This window comes from Rouxiella aceris, assembly GCF_012933545.1.
Classification (GTDB): Bacteria; Pseudomonadota; Gammaproteobacteria; order Enterobacterales; family Enterobacteriaceae; genus Rouxiella; species Rouxiella aceris.
Genome location: NZ_JAADJU010000010.1, coordinates 206,838 through 224,191 on the forward strand (window position 1 = coordinate 206,838; position 17,354 = coordinate 224,191).

The 17,354-nt window shown below is 51.2% G+C and carries 15 protein-coding genes; 3 read left to right on the top strand and 12 right to left on the bottom strand.

What is annotated here, in order from left to right; genetic code table 11:
* The first annotated feature begins 248 nt into the window (after positions 1 to 248).
* Both GW590_RS18655 and GW590_RS18660 read left to right on the top strand, forming a co-directional pair.
* Positions 249 to 506, top strand: coding sequence for a hypothetical protein (locus GW590_RS18655; protein ID WP_169404582.1), 258 nt, complete (start codon positions 249 to 251; stop codon positions 504 to 506).
* A gap of 197 nt (positions 507 to 703) precedes the next feature.
* Positions 704 to 1,888 carry a M20 aminoacylase family protein gene (locus tag GW590_RS18660; protein WP_169404583.1) on the top strand — a complete coding sequence of 395 codons (1,185 nt, stop codon included), beginning with the start codon at positions 704 to 706 and terminating at the stop codon, positions 1,886 to 1,888.
* Positions 1,889 to 1,956: 68 nt separating this feature from the next.
* On the opposite strand, the gene GW590_RS18665 is transcribed toward GW590_RS18660, so the two are convergent.
* A complete protein-coding gene (locus tag GW590_RS18665; protein ID WP_169404584.1) occupies positions 1,957 to 2,655 on the bottom strand; it encodes an extensin-like domain-containing protein in 699 nt (232 codons plus the stop codon).
* Between the two features lie 84 nt (positions 2,656 to 2,739).
* On the opposite strand from GW590_RS18665, the gene GW590_RS18670 reads away from it, so the two are divergent.
* Positions 2,740 to 3,456 (top strand): Type 1 glutamine amidotransferase-like domain-containing protein, encoded by a 717-nt coding sequence (locus GW590_RS18670; protein WP_169404585.1) that lies wholly within the window; start codon positions 2,740 to 2,742, stop codon positions 3,454 to 3,456.
* Here the strand turns inward: GW590_RS18670 and idi are convergent.
* The 11 genes from idi to GW590_RS18725 form a co-directional block, all read right to left on the bottom strand.
* A complete protein-coding gene (gene idi / locus GW590_RS18675; protein WP_169404586.1) occupies positions 3,425 to 3,976 on the bottom strand; it encodes an isopentenyl-diphosphate Delta-isomerase in 552 nt (183 codons plus the stop codon). The two genes, GW590_RS18670 and idi, sit on opposite strands and share 32 nt — an antisense overlap.
* Positions 3,977 to 3,979: 3 nt before the next feature.
* Entirely contained in the window at positions 3,980 to 4,375 is a 396-nt protein-coding gene (locus tag GW590_RS18680) for a hypothetical protein (protein ID WP_328803085.1), read from the bottom strand.
* A gap of 199 nt (positions 4,376 to 4,574) precedes the next feature.
* On the bottom strand, positions 4,575 to 4,844 hold the full coding sequence (locus GW590_RS18685; protein ID WP_169404588.1) for a hypothetical protein: 270 nt from the start codon (positions 4,842 to 4,844) through the stop codon (positions 4,575 to 4,577).
* Between the two features lie 263 nt (positions 4,845 to 5,107).
* On the bottom strand, positions 5,108 to 5,314 hold the full coding sequence (locus GW590_RS18690; RefSeq protein WP_169404589.1) for a hypothetical protein: 207 nt from the start codon (positions 5,312 to 5,314) through the stop codon (positions 5,108 to 5,110).
* Between the two features lie 351 nt (positions 5,315 to 5,665).
* Positions 5,666 to 6,091, bottom strand: coding sequence for a DUF4186 domain-containing protein (locus tag GW590_RS18695; protein WP_169404590.1), 426 nt, complete (start codon positions 6,089 to 6,091; stop codon positions 5,666 to 5,668).
* 80 nt (positions 6,092 to 6,171) lie between these two features.
* The gene (locus tag GW590_RS18700; RefSeq protein WP_169404591.1) at positions 6,172 to 9,729 is read right to left on the bottom strand and encodes a papain-like cysteine protease family protein; all 3,558 of its coding nucleotides are present in this window, start codon (positions 9,727 to 9,729) and stop codon (positions 6,172 to 6,174) included.
* A 154-nt stretch (positions 9,730 to 9,883) separates the two neighbouring features.
* Positions 9,884 to 10,900 (bottom strand): type VI secretion system baseplate subunit TssG, encoded by a 1,017-nt coding sequence (tssG, locus tag GW590_RS18705; protein WP_169404592.1) that lies wholly within the window; start codon positions 10,898 to 10,900, stop codon positions 9,884 to 9,886.
* The gene (gene tssF, locus GW590_RS18710; protein ID WP_169404593.1) at positions 10,900 to 12,702 is read right to left on the bottom strand and encodes a type VI secretion system baseplate subunit TssF; all 1,803 of its coding nucleotides are present in this window, start codon (positions 12,700 to 12,702) and stop codon (positions 10,900 to 10,902) included. The genes tssG and tssF overlap by 1 nt, the downstream gene beginning before the upstream one ends.
* Positions 12,699 to 15,674 carry an ImcF-related family protein gene (locus GW590_RS18715; RefSeq protein ID WP_169404594.1) on the bottom strand — a complete coding sequence of 992 codons (2,976 nt, stop codon included), beginning with the start codon at positions 15,672 to 15,674 and terminating at the stop codon, positions 12,699 to 12,701. The genes tssF and GW590_RS18715 overlap by 4 nt, the downstream gene beginning before the upstream one ends.
* A 185-nt stretch (positions 15,675 to 15,859) precedes the next feature.
* Positions 15,860 to 17,011: a hypothetical protein gene (locus GW590_RS18720; RefSeq protein ID WP_169404595.1), complete on the bottom strand. Its 1,152-nt coding sequence runs from the start codon at positions 17,009 to 17,011 to the stop codon at positions 15,860 to 15,862.
* 2 nt (positions 17,012 to 17,013) lie between these two features.
* Positions 17,014 to 17,274, bottom strand: coding sequence for a PAAR domain-containing protein (locus GW590_RS18725; protein WP_169404596.1), 261 nt, complete (start codon positions 17,272 to 17,274; stop codon positions 17,014 to 17,016).
* Positions 17,275 to 17,354 lie beyond the last annotated feature (80 nt).

Genomic DNA, 17,354 nt, shown 5'->3' on the forward strand with positions numbered 1-17,354 from the left:
GGCTACGACTCCGCGCTGCGATCCTATTCTACGTTCTTTGCCCACGATTTTCTGCAGGCACCCCAGACGCAATAATATTTGTTTAGATCATTCAACTTTTGATTAAGGTCATTATCTGCGCAGTCGGACAGTGCTTTTATAAGGAAAGAGCGCAGCACTTTTTGCGAAACAAAAGTCGATAAGCGCCCTCCCCCCGCTTTGGCGGGTCGTCACGCATTTCATGTTTTTTATTCTTTAAGGAGAATGTCATGCCCAGTGTTCGAGCTCGTCTAAGCCTTTTTGGTGGAGATACTGTTGTTATTCGCTGCTCAGAAATTTGTCAGATCCTTTTGACCTGTGAAACCCCGGCAGCCAGAAAAACCTCAACCATTGGCTTTGCCGATATTTTGAGTATTGAAGACCAAAAAACCGCCTATGTCGGTATCCCTTACAAGGGCGTGTGGAACGTTCTGATTAACTCACCATCAGACTCGCTTGAGCACTCCATCACTTATCACGCCGCATAACAGGCTGCGCTTTGCAGGCCGTTTCGCAAAATTCTCTTCTTAATTTTCTGGCAGATGCAGGGCGATAATCCGTCCTGCATTGCGGCTCTCTCTCAGGCATTGCCAACGGCAGACAGACACTGCATTCTGTGTTCTGTATCACGTTATGACTCGGTTTCAACCGGGCTCTCCCGCCAAGAAGAGACAGAATATCTGCTATGAATAACAAAAACCTTTGCACTATCGCCGACGTCGCCGACCTGGAAGCGGGCCTGCGTCAGATTCGCCAACACCTGCATCAACATCCCGAACTCTCCAACGAAGAAAGCAAAACGGCCGAACTGGTGGCTCAAAAACTCCACGACCTGGGTTTTGAGGTGGCCACCGGCATTGGCGGTTATGGCGTGGTCGGTTCTCTTAAAATTGGCAATGGCACCCGCAGCATCGGCATTCGTGCCGATATGGATGCCCTGCCGATCCACGAACAAACCGGCGTTGCCTATGCCAGTCAGCAAAGCGGTAAAATGCACGCCTGTGGCCACGATGGCCATACCGCCATGTTGCTGGGCGCTGCCGCCCAGTTGGCACGCAGCCGCAATTTTTCCGGAACCGTGCACTTAATCTTCCAGCCGGCAGAAGAGATTGGCTTTAACAGTGGTGCAGAACGCATGCTGGCGGAAGGTCTGTTCGATCGCTTCCCCTGTGATGCAGTTTACGGTCTGCACAACCATCCTGGCTATCCGGTGGGTAAAATGATGTTTCGACCTGGCCCCTTTATGGCCGCCTGCGATACCGTGAATATCACTATCCACGGTAAAGGGGGTCATGCCGCCCGTCCGCATATGACTGTCGATCCGATTTTAGTCGCCAGCAGTCTGGTTGTCGCATTACAAACCATTATTTCACGCAATATCGATCCCAACGAAACCGCCGTTATCACCATTGGCTCACTGCATTCCGGCCATGCCGCTAACGTGATCCCCGATACTGCGCGTCTGGAGATGAGTGTTCGCTCGTTTGATGACGGTGTACGCAAAACCCTGGAGCAGCGCATTCGCACCCTGGTTAGTCACCATGCCGAAGGATATGGCGCTCGCGCCGAGATTGACTATGTGCCAGGTTATCCGGTGCTGGTTAATCATCAACATGAAACGGCATTTGCCACTCAGGTGGCGCAGGAACTGCTTGGGATCGACAATGTGGTTGCCGATTTGGCACCTATTTCCGGCAGCGAAGACTTTGCCTATTTCCTGCAACACAAACCGGGGTGCTTCCTGCGTCTGGGCAATGGCAATAGCGCGGTATTGCATAATCCAGGCTATAACTTTAATGATGCCAGTCTGCCCTTTGGCGTGGCCTACTGGACTCGTCTGGTGGAACGTTACCTGGTCGACCAGGCTTAGTCTCGCTTAACGCACCGATCGGGCGGACATAATAGACGTCCGATCCTCTTTCCGGGTTGCCGCTGCGCCTAGCGGCAAAAGCCGAACCAATGCATACCGAGATGGAAATGATTGGCATGGGCAGCATTGTAGTCCGGCCCAATGATATTGCCGAAAAAAGGGCAACCTTCACTGAACAGCCGATGTAAATAGTCGCTTTCCTTGCCTGCTTTTCTCCAGCCTGCCGCCACGGTAACAGTCTCGCCCCCCGTCATGGTGAAACCAGCGATATCCAGCGCATCGGCGCTGGCGTGTTCGCTCAAGCGGCCCTGCGCACGGTTATAAACGTTGCGACAGGCATAGCTGCCAAGATGATCGATACGCAGCAGTTTTTTTCCTAGCTGTTGCCGGGCTACGGGCGCAGCAGTCTGCGTTACAAACATCAGGCTACTGACCGCCAGCGGACAACTGGCAAGAAAACTCGAACTCAGAGAAACCGCACCAAAGTTTTCTACACGCACGGCGGCAGTTAACGGACACTGACCGGTAATATTGCCCAGACGATGAAAATTGATCAGCCCGGCGCTTTTCGCCGCCTCCAGCACTGCCAGACAGGCGGTATCATTTTTGCTTAATCTTCTGAGCTTATATTGGGTAATCAGACTGGGGGGATCGGTTACCGCCAGCGGGATAAAGGGGTTGTATTGCGCAGGAAGCTGACGCTGTAACCACGGGGAAATCGCCAAGATAGCCACCAGTAAAATCAACGCCGAGAGGATGTAACGCATAACCGGTGCTCCGCGGATAAACGTGATAAGGTGACTTTTCGATTATAGTGAAGGATGGGTGTTTTTTTCACAAAGAGGTCAAAAATGGAAGCCAGTACTGAAAGCGTTGTTGCAATACAGGCCAACATTGTCGCCATCGGCGGCGAGACCGAGGCTGACAGGCAGACCTTGACGGCCATCGACCGTTATATCTTGTCGCTCAGTGCCAGCGACGCCCCAAAGATACTTTTTCTGCCCACCGCCAACGGCGACAGCCCGGAGCGGATGCAACAGTTTACCCATAAATTTCGCAGCGCCGGTTATCAGGTCGATAGCCTGGCATTTTTTCATCCGCCCTACTCAACGGCAAAGCAGTGTGAAGCGCTAATCTCACAGGCCAATATTATATTTGTCGCCGGAGGGAACACCCGGGCGATGTTGGCCGTATGGCGTGAATTTTCTGTCGATAAATTGCTTAAAACGGCGCTGCGCCACGGCACCGTGCTTTGCGGCGTCAGTGCAGGGGCCATTTGCTGGTTTGACCTGGGACATTCTGACTCGGACGGCGGATTTTCGCTGATCCCTGGGCTGGGATTGCTTACCGGGGTGATGTGCCCGCATTTTGGCTCAGAGCCAGGACGGGAAGCGTCATTCACTGCGCTGTTGGCAGAACAAAATATCTTCCCTGCCTATGCGGCAGAAGATGGCGTTGCCCTGCATTTTCGCGAGGGCAAACTGCATAATGTGGTCAGAACAGAGGCCGCACAGGAAGGAAAAACCTTAATCTCCCTTAGCGCAAGCCATCGGCCCACTGCTGAATAACCCCTTGGCCAAAATGGCCGAGGATCACTTTGAACCACTCGGTAAACTGTGCCGGTTGCTGCTCAATGGCGGCAAAAATCGCTGGCACCGTCATCCACTGCCATCCTTCCGCTTCATCGGGGTTAATGGCCGGTGGCTGATCAAATACGCCAACAAAGGTGTGATTAAACTCATTCTCCACCAGGCTGTTGGACACATCGACCCGATAGAGGATTTGATCCACTTCAGTCAGCGGGCAGTTAAAGCCCATCTCTTCATGCAGCCTGCGGGTAGCGGCAGCAAGATTGCTCTCTTCTGGCCGCGGATGGCCACAGCATGAGTTGGTCCATAAGCTGCCGGAATGATACTTTTCAGCAGCACGCTGCTGTAGCATCAGACGTCCCTGACGGTCAAAAATAAAGATCGAGAAAGCGCGATGCAGCGCCCCCTGCCGGTGAACCTGCATTTTTTCGCCAATACCGACTTTATTATCCTGTTCATCAACCAGGATCAGACGTTCTTCTTGCATCATCAGGGACATAGATTACTTCACTCTGGTCAGACTGTAGCGCTCGGTGGTATTCAACGCCGTTTCATAACTTTGCGCAGTCCCCTCCAGATTGATGGTCAAGGCTTTGTCCATCGGTGTGATAGCACAGGAGAACTTCACTTTAAGACTGTGTATGCCGTTAGGCACATACAGATCGGCATATTGGTTTTTCTGCAATCCAGCAGCTTCTTTATTGTCGATATAAACAATCAACGGACAACTTTCATCCAAAAGAGAGCCGGAAAGCTGCGGCAGACGATGGACACGAATTTTGGTGGTACCAGGCTTATTGACGGTATACGCCTGAAGGATCTGCTGGCTTGGCGCATAAGGGCCACTTGAGCATGCCGCCAACACCAGGGCCACAGCAAGCATAGTTAACTTCCGCACGATTAAGTCTCCGCGAGTTTACAAAGAAAAATCCTGTCGCCGATAACACGACATAAAGTTTCACTGAGCTAAACCATGACAGAGCACTTATGACGCTTGAATCGGCGATATCTGATTCCTGACCACGCAGGGAAGCGAAGGCTTAGCCCAGTGCATAGCAGCCCTGTAATCTAACGGAAGTTAAAACCTTAATATATTCTTAAGGTGCGTTTCCTAAAATATTTCCTTTCTGAAACTCGACGTGACCGCCAGGATGAAAGTGCTGCTGGGTAAAATTTTCACGGCCCAAAGGCAGTACCCTGATGATCTCTGCTTCAAAGTTATCATCGCCCATATCGATAATTTTTGCTTCAAGGCGATAACTAACTGGCGGATTACCAACAGGAAAAGTTTTCAGTGTTACATTATCACCCGGTGTAAAACGCCGGAACAAAGGTAATGGTGCTTGCTCAAACATGACTTGGCTCATTTTTCTGCTCCATTTGTGTATGAGAATGTTGCCTGAATACGTTAACTTTTTGAAAAAAATCACTCAGAAATTGTCACTAGGAATAATCCTAGAATAGAGCAGGAATTGACTTTTTTTTGCGAAGACGGCCACAATCTGAAAAAAATCGCAGCTTACAGCTAAAAAAGTATAACGAAGGGAGGCGGTTAATAATCTCCCATACCTGCTGTTACTGTAATTATCGGCATGGGAGAGAGATTCTTTAAGAGATAACACTGCGGGGATCACCCCAGTCTGGGGATTTTTTTTCTATCCGTTTTTCCATATTTAATCAGGTAGTTAAGTCTTTTTACTTCCACCTGTAAAAACTGTATCTCATCTATTGCAATCTCGATAAGCGATCCAATTTTTTTGCCACGGTAAGTATCGTTGGAATCAAGCCGTCCGCGGGATGCATTGAGTAAAATTGTGAGTGCTTCTTTATCTGCCATTTTATCCTCCCACTGTCACTGGATTGGTTTGAATATTTAGCAGCAAGTTAATTAATACGCCTGCTTTTTGAGCGTAATTTACGCATTATTAACGTAAAATTTAAAATATCCTGGCATTCTTTTGGAGCAAGACTGTGCGTTATTAGCGCTGACACCAGGTATAACCATAAAATATGGGGTGATTAACTCGGCGAACGAAGATAACAGAAAACGCCTAATTATCATTTAGTTAATTAATTTAAACAACCCTTGATTCTCATTTATTTACATTCGGACAAATCTTATTAAACACCCTCGCCTTAACAAATACCACCGCATTAAATTACAATAAATTAACACAACTTAAGGGGGTTAAAATAAGTCTAGCTGTTGACGACCATCGGCTTTCTTTTTGGTCGCTCGCCGTGATACCGGTGGCAGCGAGCGCTGCATTTCCTGATTAATCCACTGTAGTATCACCGCCACAATATACTCCTGCTGTTCCTGGGAGATCGGTATATGTTGAGCAATGCCATGCCATTTCTCCAGACAGCCGCGACAACAGGTTGCGGTAGCATGTTGGGCAATAAACACCGGATGGCCACGCATTGGTGTTTGTTTACCGTCATTTTCCGGCTCCGCTGGCGCAAGACGCCGGGCGATAAAATCCACAGCATGCTGACTGACCACTTCGCTACTGCGGTTTTGACAATAGAGATACTCATCATGACCTAAATGAAAACGCTGGCGAAAAGGCGAACCCGCCAGACGTACAAAAACTTCATCAATTGAAAACATGGCGTTCCTGACTTATTGATCGTAAAACTGTCGACAAAGCCCCCCTACCGCACAACCGTGAGCGGTGCAATAGAGCTTTATTATATAACCTCAATAATATCATCACCCAATATATATTCATTTAGTCGTTCGACTTTTTCCAACGATAATATACCCTGATAGGGATCCCGTAGGTAGTAATGACCTTCTCCGGCCGAGGTGATAACCGCAAAATGGCCATTAATATTGACGATGCCATTCCAGGAGGGCGATTTTAAACGCTCTCGCAGATATTGATAAGGTGAGCCGCTGATCATATGGTAGTTGTTCGTTAAACCGCTTTCACTTAACTCTTCAGAAAGAATTTTTGAACTCATTGATCGTTTTACATTTTCACTGCGAAATATAAAATGTTTGATTTCATTGTCACTGATGCCTTTCGACACCTTAAAATCCCGGAGTAACATGGCACCACTGGTGTGACCGCAAGAGTCCATGGTTCCCTGTCGCATAACATGCATATTATGCGTGACACCGACGCCTTCGGCATTGAATTTATCCGGCGTCAGCAGAATGGTGCTTTTTTCGTCAAAATTAATGGGTACTGAATCATATAAGATAGAATTGTAATCAAATTTGCCGTACTTCTCTTTGGGGAAATAAACCGTTTTGCTTTCCCCCTCTTCCTGCAGATTTATTTTATTAATCGAAAACAGATTCCGCTTGCCGGGGGTGAATTTTTTACGATCAAAATAGATACCATCATCAATGGCATCAAAGTGCTGCAGCAAATTTTCGGTTAATGTTTTATCTGCACTGACGTCAATCTTTACTACACTGCCGTCATTAAAATAAACCTCTGCCTGGCCTTGCTGCTGGAAATCGAGCTGTGCGGGATAACCTTTGGCTCTGGGTTTAGCTGACTGTTGGCAGTTCTCTAATCGTCCTGTCGCCGCGCTATAGCGGTATTTGTTGTAACCCTCGGCGGTTTTCAGCCAAAAAACGCGGTTATCGGCACCATCTCTTTCCAGCTCTACATAGACCTTTTCGCCGTTGCGTTTGCCTGCCTCGGCCCAGACCAGATCACGTCCGTTATTGACCCTTCCCTGTTTATCGCTAAACATCCCAGAAAGTAGGTACTCGTTATTTTTTAGTGCCCGATGACGATCGGGTGCCGGGAGGATCACCTTAAACCGCGACGGATCCAAGGTCATAAAAGTGTCTGAATTGAGGGTATGGGTAGTCCATCTACCGCTTTTAACATCATGACTGATCAAGATATGAGGCCAGGTTTCAAGCGAAGCGGCTACCGCCTGTTCTTCCATTGGCGACCGCACAGACAAAGGCAAAGAGCGATATACCCCGTTGGTTGCCGTTGGTATCAAATTTAACCAGACTGTTTCTCCGGCACTATTTTGATCCCATTTCAGCAAATAACGTTTCATTATCTGCCCATCACTGCTGCGGCGAGACTCCAGATAGAGTCCCGGCATATCACTCAATGGCACCATTTCTCCTTGCGTTTCATGGGTTAATATATAATTGATATTCACCTCGGAAGAAATATTCAGCAGGTTTTTTACCCCTTTTTCTTCGGATTTTACATTCCCGGCAGCCACTGTCTTACCGCCTCCCGCCAGGCCAATAACCCGCCCGTCAGCAGCCACTGATTTCCCGCTGGGCCGAAAACTTCGCGTCGTGGCATCAAACAGATATACCTCTTTGATGGGGTGATTGCCTGCGGCTACGTAGCCTCGACCAAGACTGCCGTCACGATGGGTAAAGGTAATTACCTGAAAATTCCGCTGCGATAACTCTTGCGCCGTAGGCTGTTCTGCCCGGTAGGCCTGTAGTTCTGCGGGTGTCATTTCTCGTAACTGTCCGTCACTGCCAGCGGTGAAGTGTCGGCCGTCACCTTTATCAACCGGACGCAGCTCGCTAAAGGTCTGGCTGTTTTCTTCAATTAACGGCAGATACTGTAACTGTTGTTCGGGCTCTTTCAGGTAGATTTTACCCTCTGGATGTCGCCACAAATTACTGTAGCGCCGATCCTGTTGCAGCGCCGGTGCTGCCACCACTTTTGACTCCAGCCAGTGCAGGCCGGGGATCGGCTGTTTGCCTGCTGTTACCTGTCCTTGCCCCTGTAGCGGTATCTCCGCGTTATAACGCAAATTTAGCAGTGACTGATAGGCACTCAGTATTTCATCGACGGTAAACTCCTGCTTTAGCAAAGCTTTGCCAATGGCAGTGGCTATCCAGCTGATAAGATCCATATTCGCCGTCGCTTTCGGTGAGCGGGCAAAAAAAGTCATGCTCAAGACACTATCAGCCATTTTGGCAAATTTTCCGCCGGTGCTGTTATCCCCGCTATAGACCCCGCTGTTGATCAGTTGTGCCAGCCTCTCCTGGGATGCCGCATCCCCCACGGCGGCCTTGATCAGGTCAACGGAACTGTTGATCGGATCGCGCATCATAATACCGAGCACCATTAAGCGTATTCCCCAAGTCTCGCGTTCAGTAAAGGTTGGCGGGGTAAAAGCCTGTGGGTCTGAAAGGATATAATATCTTTTATGTAGCGGATCCCACGCCAGTGGGACCGGCGGCAGTCGTCCGCGATGATGAACGACCGCCGGCAGGGTGACACCAGGTAGATCGACACTAATATTATTGGCCACCCGCAGGTGATTTTTGCCCACCTGCAGGTGCGTATAACCCGGCGCGAGACCGAGCTGAACGGTGATGGCATGTTTGGCAATGCCATATAACCCGGCGTCGCCCAGCAAACCGAGCAGACTATTAATATGGGTAGGGGTCAGCCGCGGTGTCCATTTACCGGTAGCCTTGTCCCTGACGACAGGCAATGGCGGCCAGTCGGCGATAAGTTTATCTGCCGGCGTTTTAATAAAGTATTCAGTTACCTCCCGGGTTACCGGTGATTGCCGGGGAATAATGGTCGGCGCAAAACTGCCGAGACTGGGTGATAACGGAACCAGGACTGTTTTCTTCTGTTCGGCAACCGGAAACAGCTGACCATCGATATCCACCCAAATCAACTGATCTCTCCGACGCAAGCCGGTCTCTTTATCGACAGGCGGTGCCTCCGGCCCAGCGCGATAAAAGTAGATGCTTTGCGCCATGGTACGCAGAAAATCGTTAGGCTCTACCGTCCAGCCGCCGTCCAGCGGGTTAGCCACGACTTTCAGCGGCGGATATCCCGGTTGCGTTAAGGCCTTTTCCCAGGTTTGCTGGATGGGAAACTCGCGCCACTGCACCAGGTAACGCCGCGATGCCTCAACCCGATGGCCGGTCACCGGATCGGTCTTCTTACTGGAAACGTTAAACACCGACTCTCGCTGGTTATTGTCCAGCGGCCGATCCTGCACCCCACGCGACTCCCTTTCCCCGGACTGCAGGGCATATGCAGACAGCACGATATTATCGATATGCTCAAGATGTAAACGGCCATCGGCCTGACGGGTTAGGGTGTGAGGGGTGACAGTATCCTGCCGGGTGTCGGCGTGGCGGTGCTGCAGCGGCTGAGATGCTGACGTCAAGGAAGCAGAAGGTGATTGCGGGCTGTTTACCTGCGGCTCATTATTGCCTGGCGAAACATTTAAAAATGAGGGGCGATTTTCAGATTGGCGAGAAATTAAAGACATAATCCTCCAGCGACATTTGCTGTGTCATTAATAATAAATTATTATAAATTTATATTTATCATTATCTTATGTCACATTTTAATAGAAACAGTTCCATTATTCGCTTAGTCACAACGCTTTGCGGCAGAATATTTCCCTGCCTGTTTAGCTACCGTTAGTCGATCTCCCTTTTAAGCCTGCCAATATTAATGGTGATAATTGGCGGTATTTTCTGCCGGTTATCTGCCCGCAGTCCAAGAATAACGTTGTAGCCCAGTTGTACGCTTTTATTGTCGATCTTCGGCAAGGGAACAAGATCGATCGGCAGGGTAAGTTGCAGCCTGGCATCGTATTTATTGCCCAGATAGACTCGTAACAACGCAAATACATCTTCCCGCAGCTGACCGCCCGGTAACCAGCCTTTGGCCTCTTGTGCATCCTCCGTGTACAGCGTTACACCGATGCAGCGATGATTAATGCCAGTCATCTGTCCTATTATCGGACGATCGCCGAGCGTAACTCGGGTATTGGCTGAAAGTCTCGCAGCTTCACGCACCGGGATAGACACCGGCAGATGAGGCTCCACGGTCACTCTGGTGGCCGGTGCCTGGATACGTATCACACCGGCAATGCCTTCGGCGGTGCGCGTGGTGCGTACCAGTGGCTGCAACAGCGCCAGCAAACGAGAGGCTGGCAGCCCTGGGAAAGCAGTAATACCGGTCAGCGCCATCAGGTTTTGCGAAATACTGTCTGTACCGCCAGCTTTAAAGGTGGCCGGATAGGAGTATTTGCGCCAGATGCGATAGTACTGGGTCATGATGCGGTGATTAAAAATATCCAGAAAGGCTTCCAGATGCTCATGCCCTTCGCGATGCTGGGCAATATCGTCAATATAGCTGGTCGGCAAAGGAGAATCGGTGCCGTACAGTCCCAGGAAAGTGGTTCTTACCGTCGGGGGATGTGGCGCATTCTCTTGCGTACATTTTAGTTCGCTGACCGGAAACCCCATTCCCGGATGCGGGCGAAAGCGCACAGCGTCGTCTCTTAGCGAGAAACTGCTGCCAGGTGCCTTGCCGCCAGCGGAGAAGTGCTCAATTAATTGACAGAAACGATAAAAGTTAAACATTGGCGTCTGATCGCCCCCCTGAGCATCACGCCAGAATGACAGTTTATTTTCAGCTTGCTTATCCATTACATCAGTATCCTTTGCGGGTGACGTTCCGGCCATGCCAGTGGCGTCGCAGAGGGCATTAGCGTGACATTAAATTGCGTAAAACAACGAATGTCGGCGTACTGGGTAAAAAATTGCTCCAGAATTTCGCTGAACAACAGCGCATCCCCCGGCCCGCTATAGCAGTTTTCATCGAGGGTGATATGAATATTGACGCCATGGCAATACTGACCGTTGATCACCCGTTGCGTTTCCTGCGCCTGCAGATCGCTTATGCCGGCAATACGCCGCTGGTTTTCGGCGGTGTGGCTCCATTCAAACAAAGCGAGTGCCTTTTTCAGCACCGCCGGGGACAGCAAATTATCCAGCGCTTGCGGATGCAACAACGACATCACCTGCCATTGGTAGCGGGGTGTGTTGGGAGGATAAGCCGGTAACTCCGCCCTGCCGCGCGTTGTCACCTGTAATAGCAAATTGCCGGTGGCGACCTGCTGATCAAATATTGCCTGTTGCAGCGCCATTCGTGGGTAGGCACCGTTGGTGCAGGTCATATTCAACCGCAGGCGCGCCTCTTCTTGTATCTGCCGCTGCTTTTCATGGCTGCGGCCACCGAGCATCAGCAGCGTTTCGTTCAATCCCGACGGCCCGCGCCACATGCGCGTGTGGTAAAAACGTTCCGGCCACTGATTCTGGTATTTCAGCATCCCGCCTTTACCCCGAAACTGGCTGTAGGGCACATATTGGTACGTCTGGTGGTTATCCAGCTTCTGACTGACACTATCGACCGAATAGATTTCCGTATGGCCATCATGTAAACGATGCGGCCGCAGCCGGTAGTCAAGCACGGCGGGATCAATACTCAGCGGCTCCCCCAAATGGTGAAACAGGTTAATTAGCGGCACACAGTGCATACGCAGCGCGTCCGGGGGTATAGCCAGGTTAGGGGGCAGTGGCTTGTCCAGTACCACTTCAAGTTCAAACCCATAACAATCTGCTGCCAGGTGCAGGGTTTCCAACCCCTGCAGATTGATAAAGAAATAACGCGCCGGGCCGGTGAAATACTCCAGCCACGGACGCACCTCACCGCACATTAGCGGACTGTCACTGTGCGGCCAGATTGAGGCTTCCGTTGCGTGCCACTGTGGGCTGATATTGCCACTGAATGGATACTGCTCAGTATCACCTTGATAGCGAACCCAGATAGAGTGCACCTGGCGACTTAGCGCCAGATAGAGGGCTGACTGCAAAACCCGATCACCATTGATAAACAGCGGCAGATTTTGCCAGTCAATCTGCTGGCGATCGGCCAGGGGGGAAATAACAAAACGCAGCCGCAGTGCATGCTGACCCTGCCGGCGGGTAAAATGGGTAATATTGTCCAGAGTAAAGGGATGGATCACCAGCGGTCGCGTAGTGCGATAGGGGCAACGCTCGCCCCGGCCCTCTTGCGTGGTGATAATCGGCGTAGTCAGAATTTCACTGCCCGCTTCCAGTCGTTGATCGCGAGTATGATGGTTGGCATTGCCAGGGGTCATTTCCACAACGGCAGTGGATGGCAGTGTACGGTTCACAATCGGTAATAGATGGGCCAGTAGCGGTTCGGTTAGCTCAGGAATATCGTCATCAATTTTCTGGCGAATACGCGCCATTAGAAAGGCAAAGCCCTGAAACAGCCGCTCCACGGATCCATCTCGCGGTCCCGCACTGCTGTCGAGGCCAAGTTCACGGGCAATATCCTGGAATTGACTGGCAAATTCGCTACCGGCTTCTTTGAGATAACGCATCTCACCATCGAAATAACGCATAAAAACGTCGTCGGTCATTGCCTGCTCCTTTGCTTACCGAATATTAAAGATGGCAGTACAAAACCCTGCAAACTCAACACACTTACCGGGTCATTACCGGGAGTGAAGGCCAGTCGGTATTTAAGGGGCAGACCGTCAGAAGCTATCCAGGTGAGTTGGTAATGTGTGCCGTCGAGCGGGGTGATTTTTGCCTGCGCCAGTAATCGATAAAACCCCCAGGTACCTGGCGCATCTAAATAGGTGCGGGTGCTGGCCCGCACGCTGCTCCACATCAGTGTCGCGTTGTGGTAAGAGGTGTCTGCAGGCCATTGAATTTCCTGCCAGAAGGGCTGCTGGTTGAAGTAGATCAGTTGTTGGCCGTCAATAATCAGCTCAGTCTGCACAACGTCTTTTGCCGTTTCGGGCTGCAACTGAAAACGCAGGCCCCAGTAACGACCAAATAATGTACTCCCCAGGCGATCAAGATGATTAAGCTGCTGTAAAAACTGCGGACTGACTGCCAGTCCCGGCGGCAGTGGGTCGACAGCCTGCCAACTGCCATTGTGATAGGTCACCACACCCTGCAGATATGACGAGATAAATCGCGGGATCTTGCCGGTATCCGGGGCAATAAAATCACCAAGGCCAGGAAATGACGCTTCCTGTCGGCTATTGGTAAACGGAAACTTGTTGGCAAATGCCTGCTGCCACGGCTGAACAATCTCCCGCTGCCAGGCACTATTTATCCCGGCCATCGCGGGTTGCATCATCCCTTGCCAGGTCTGGCTGATGGGGGCAATAAACAGTGCCTGCGTCATAGGTTGCCAGCCGCGACCCAACTGAGAGGTCAGTCGCTGCGGCAACTGTGTAATATGGTTGTCGATCTGTGTTCCCTGCAATACGGACTGAGATAATGCGGCGATACCGCCACTAACGGATGACAGACCATGTATCCGATCACGCAAGCTTCTGACCTGCATCTGCAAGCTGGACAGCGACAGATCGCTGTTATCGCTGGCATAAACCAGGCTGACAATGCCATTAAAAAAAGGCACCAGTGTCGGGTTCAGTTCACGCAGAGATTCATTGGGGCTGGCGACCAGAGCCTGCCAGGCCAGTTGTTTAATCAGCGCCGCCTGCGGGGAGCGGTAGGTATCGGCCATTAGCTGTAATTGTTGCAGAGGGTCTTGGGTAGGAATGGGCTGTATTTGGTTCAGCGTCTTCTGCCACGCCTGGCCAAAATCCGCCAAATACCTCGCCGTCAGCCGTGCCCCCATCGCCTGTGGTGAGAGGGGTCCAGCCAGCGGCTCGTCGCCATCAGCCAGCACCCAACTGGTCTGCTCCTGACGTTCCGCCACCAGCGCCGCAATGTGGGCACGAATATCGCCGTCATACGCCTGACGGGTAAAACGCGCAGGGATCCTGGCGTCAAGACGGAACGCACCCTCGGCATCACGACCATCAAGTAACTGAACCAGCGACAGGCTGCCATAGCTTCGGTCGGCGCGAGCCAGCAGGGACTGATAAAGCTGCTCCTCTGCATTCGGGCCGCTTATCTGCTGCAATAATGCGCGACGCACCTGGATTACCAGTGACTTGTCGGCGACAATGCGCCATTCAGAGTGAGATCCCAGCTCGCGGGTAAAGAAGGTAATGGCCGACGCGGAAACGCCCGGCAACAGTGGCTGCAGCTGTTGGCTAAGAAAAGTTTGTGCCTCAGTGCCCCTGGTACGCTCTGGTACCACCAGCATCAGATAGGCTTTCAACAGGTTATAGCCTTGCCGGCTATCAATGGCAGCATTGGGTTGTGTCAGAGCCTGTAAGCGAGCAGTCAGCGCACGTTGCGCCGGAAGCACTATTTCAGCCTGGTTCACCTGCCCATAAGTCGCCTGCACGCCAGGGAGCAGCAAGTGCGTTATATCCATACCAAAGCGATGATACCAGGGCGTACCCTGCTGTTGCTGATACAGCAGAGCGATTAGTTGTTGCTGCAGCGTAGGGAGTAAATCCTTCCCGGTCGTCTGTTGAGCCAGTTGCCTGGCCGTTTGAGTGTGTGACAACAGGCGGACGTTGGCAAACCAGGCATACAACGAACCTACCGACCAGAACAACATAAGCGCCATTAGCCCGGCACGTAGTGCCATCGCCATGGTTAAGCCACGGGCTTTACCTGGCTGAGAGTGTGCATGATCCGCCAGTTTTTCCCATAGTGGCGTGGCACTGAACTGCTGCGGGGCATAGGTTAAACCGCCCGCTTGCCGAGGGGTAAACACCAGGCCGTGCAGCGGCAGGCTTAATCCGCCGGTGAGCAGCGGCAGGCTTAATCCGCCGGTGAGCAGCGGCGTCACCGCTGCTGTCAGCGCCGTCCGGCCCCCGCGCATAAGCATGGCAGACAGGCGTAACAGGAAATCATGCCGAGGGTTGGCCAGCACCTGCGGCATCGCCTGGTGGGTTAATTCTGCGCGCAACTGTTGCAGGGCGGCAGTCAATGTTTGTGGCGTAAAGGGTTGGCCGGATAGCACCAGCGCCAGATGCTCGGGGCTAAGTTGTGGTTTCTCGCCCTCTTCACTGATATCCAGCAAATAACAGGGGGCGCACCACTTCAGGCTGCGCTGCAACTGCTGCACTCCACGACGCAGGGAATCGATATAATCATTCTGCAGCCAGTAAGATCCCCGTCCCACCAGGATTAGCGCATCCACGGGGCGACGGCGACGAAACTGCCGGAGCGCCAACAGGTCCGGCAAATGACCACCGTGTACGGCATTCCCCCCCGCTAATAACAGAGCAGACCCCACCAGTTGCCAACCTTGCGTAGTCAGTCCCGGCGCGACCTGTTCAATATCTGCGGCATCACCGGTCACCAGCAACCAGGGCATAGCGCGCTTCCAGCGCCAGCGGGAATGCTGCATTAGTGTTTGTTGTATAGCGGGTAAATTGATGGTGGGTTCAGGTTTCGGCAGATCGCCAGTATTGATATAGGGTGGTGCGAGAATACCTTCTTTATCCAAAAGCCCCGGTGCACGCCTGTATTGCCACCTTTGTAAGCAGAAGTAAATAACCAGTATAAGTACGAAAGCCACCATGCAAAGCAGTTCTGAAGGCTTGCCGATCTCATTTATCAACGACTGAGGCAATAAATACCCGGCGAAAAAATACAACAGGCAGGCAGAGAACAAAGCAACAAGAATACCCATCAGGTTGTTCCTTCTGATTTACAACTTAGCTGTTGTAACAGGAACTGCTCTTGATGCCGAGTGAACAGTAAATGATCACCGCGACATTCTGCAGCCAGGGTTATCATAACGGCATGTCGGGAAAGTCCGGGCAAACCCAGCACACTATCTGTAGCGTAAAGCTGTCCGCTGGTAAAACCTGTCTCCTGCTCAATACAAGCCAATGGAACTTTTTCAGCCTGCACTTCTGTCAGGCGGCAATACCAACCGGTGGTAAGTTTTTCCGCGGATATTTGTTGTTCACACTGTAATTTTAGCGCCTGCGATAACGTTGCTGCCGGAGTCAGTAGTGGTCGTAACAAACTGGCTTTCGAAGTCAATTTCCATTGCTTACATAAATCAGCGGGTGCAAGTAATAAAGAAACGGCTTCTTCGCTGGAACCAGGATTGTCTGCGGTATCGATAAAAATCAGACATTGCACCCCGGCAAAAGGTGAAGTCCAGGCAGCAGATAGCCATTCACTAAAATCAGTATGGGGAAAAGACTCAATGCTATTAAGCGGCAAAGAGAGTGTTTCCGCAGCGCGGGTGATTAAAGTTTGCCAGTCAGCTGCATTTTGAGACTCCGCCGAAACCTGCCATAACAAGGTTAGCGATGCCGAGAGTGAATGAGTCTGCCAGTATTGGCTAACAGGCTGAAGGAGAGAGTTGATAAGCTGAGCGCGACCTTGCCATTCACTTATACCATTAAGGGTAGGCAGAGGCAGGCAATTGCCAGAATTAACAGGTGGTTTATCCCCCACTATCTGGGCTAATTCAGACTCACCTAACCCAGTCTGTCGTCCCCACGCCAGTAATTCCAGCGATTGGCACGCCCAGTTATGCCATTGTTGCTGCCGTACCAGCACGGTTTCATTACGTGCATCAATTCTGGTTACCATTACGTCATATGCCATTAGACGCCCCCCAATGGCCAGAGTCCAGAGCAGGAATGGGCCGGCAACAGCCACCAGTAACAGATGTGTTCTGTCTTGCAACTCGTCATCTGGCAGCAAGCTAATGGCAAGGAAAAAACCGCCAACTAGCATTATCAGTAACGCGACTCCCCACCACAACCAGCGTGGCCGGGAAGGATAAGTAGCCATAAATAAAGTGGGGATCGACCAGTTCATTGCTAACCCTCACCAGCATTTTGCAGGCTGGCAATAAGCGTGCAACCACACTCAGAGTTAAATCCATCCAGTGCCGCCAATTTGCCATTTATTTGAATACGGGTTTGTCCTGGCAAAATAGCATTCACACCGTGATCTCTCTTGGGACACTTCACCTTGTCACCGACCAAAGCCACTTTTTTACCGTAGACTTGCGGTCCAGAAGCGGTAACCACCTCCCCTCCATGGTCCGTTTTATCACCGAGGCAAATGAATGCACGCATTAAATTTCCTTTTCTTATTGGCGTTTAAAAAAAGAGGTCCCAAACCGCATATAAAGTAATTCCTACATACACTGCCACCC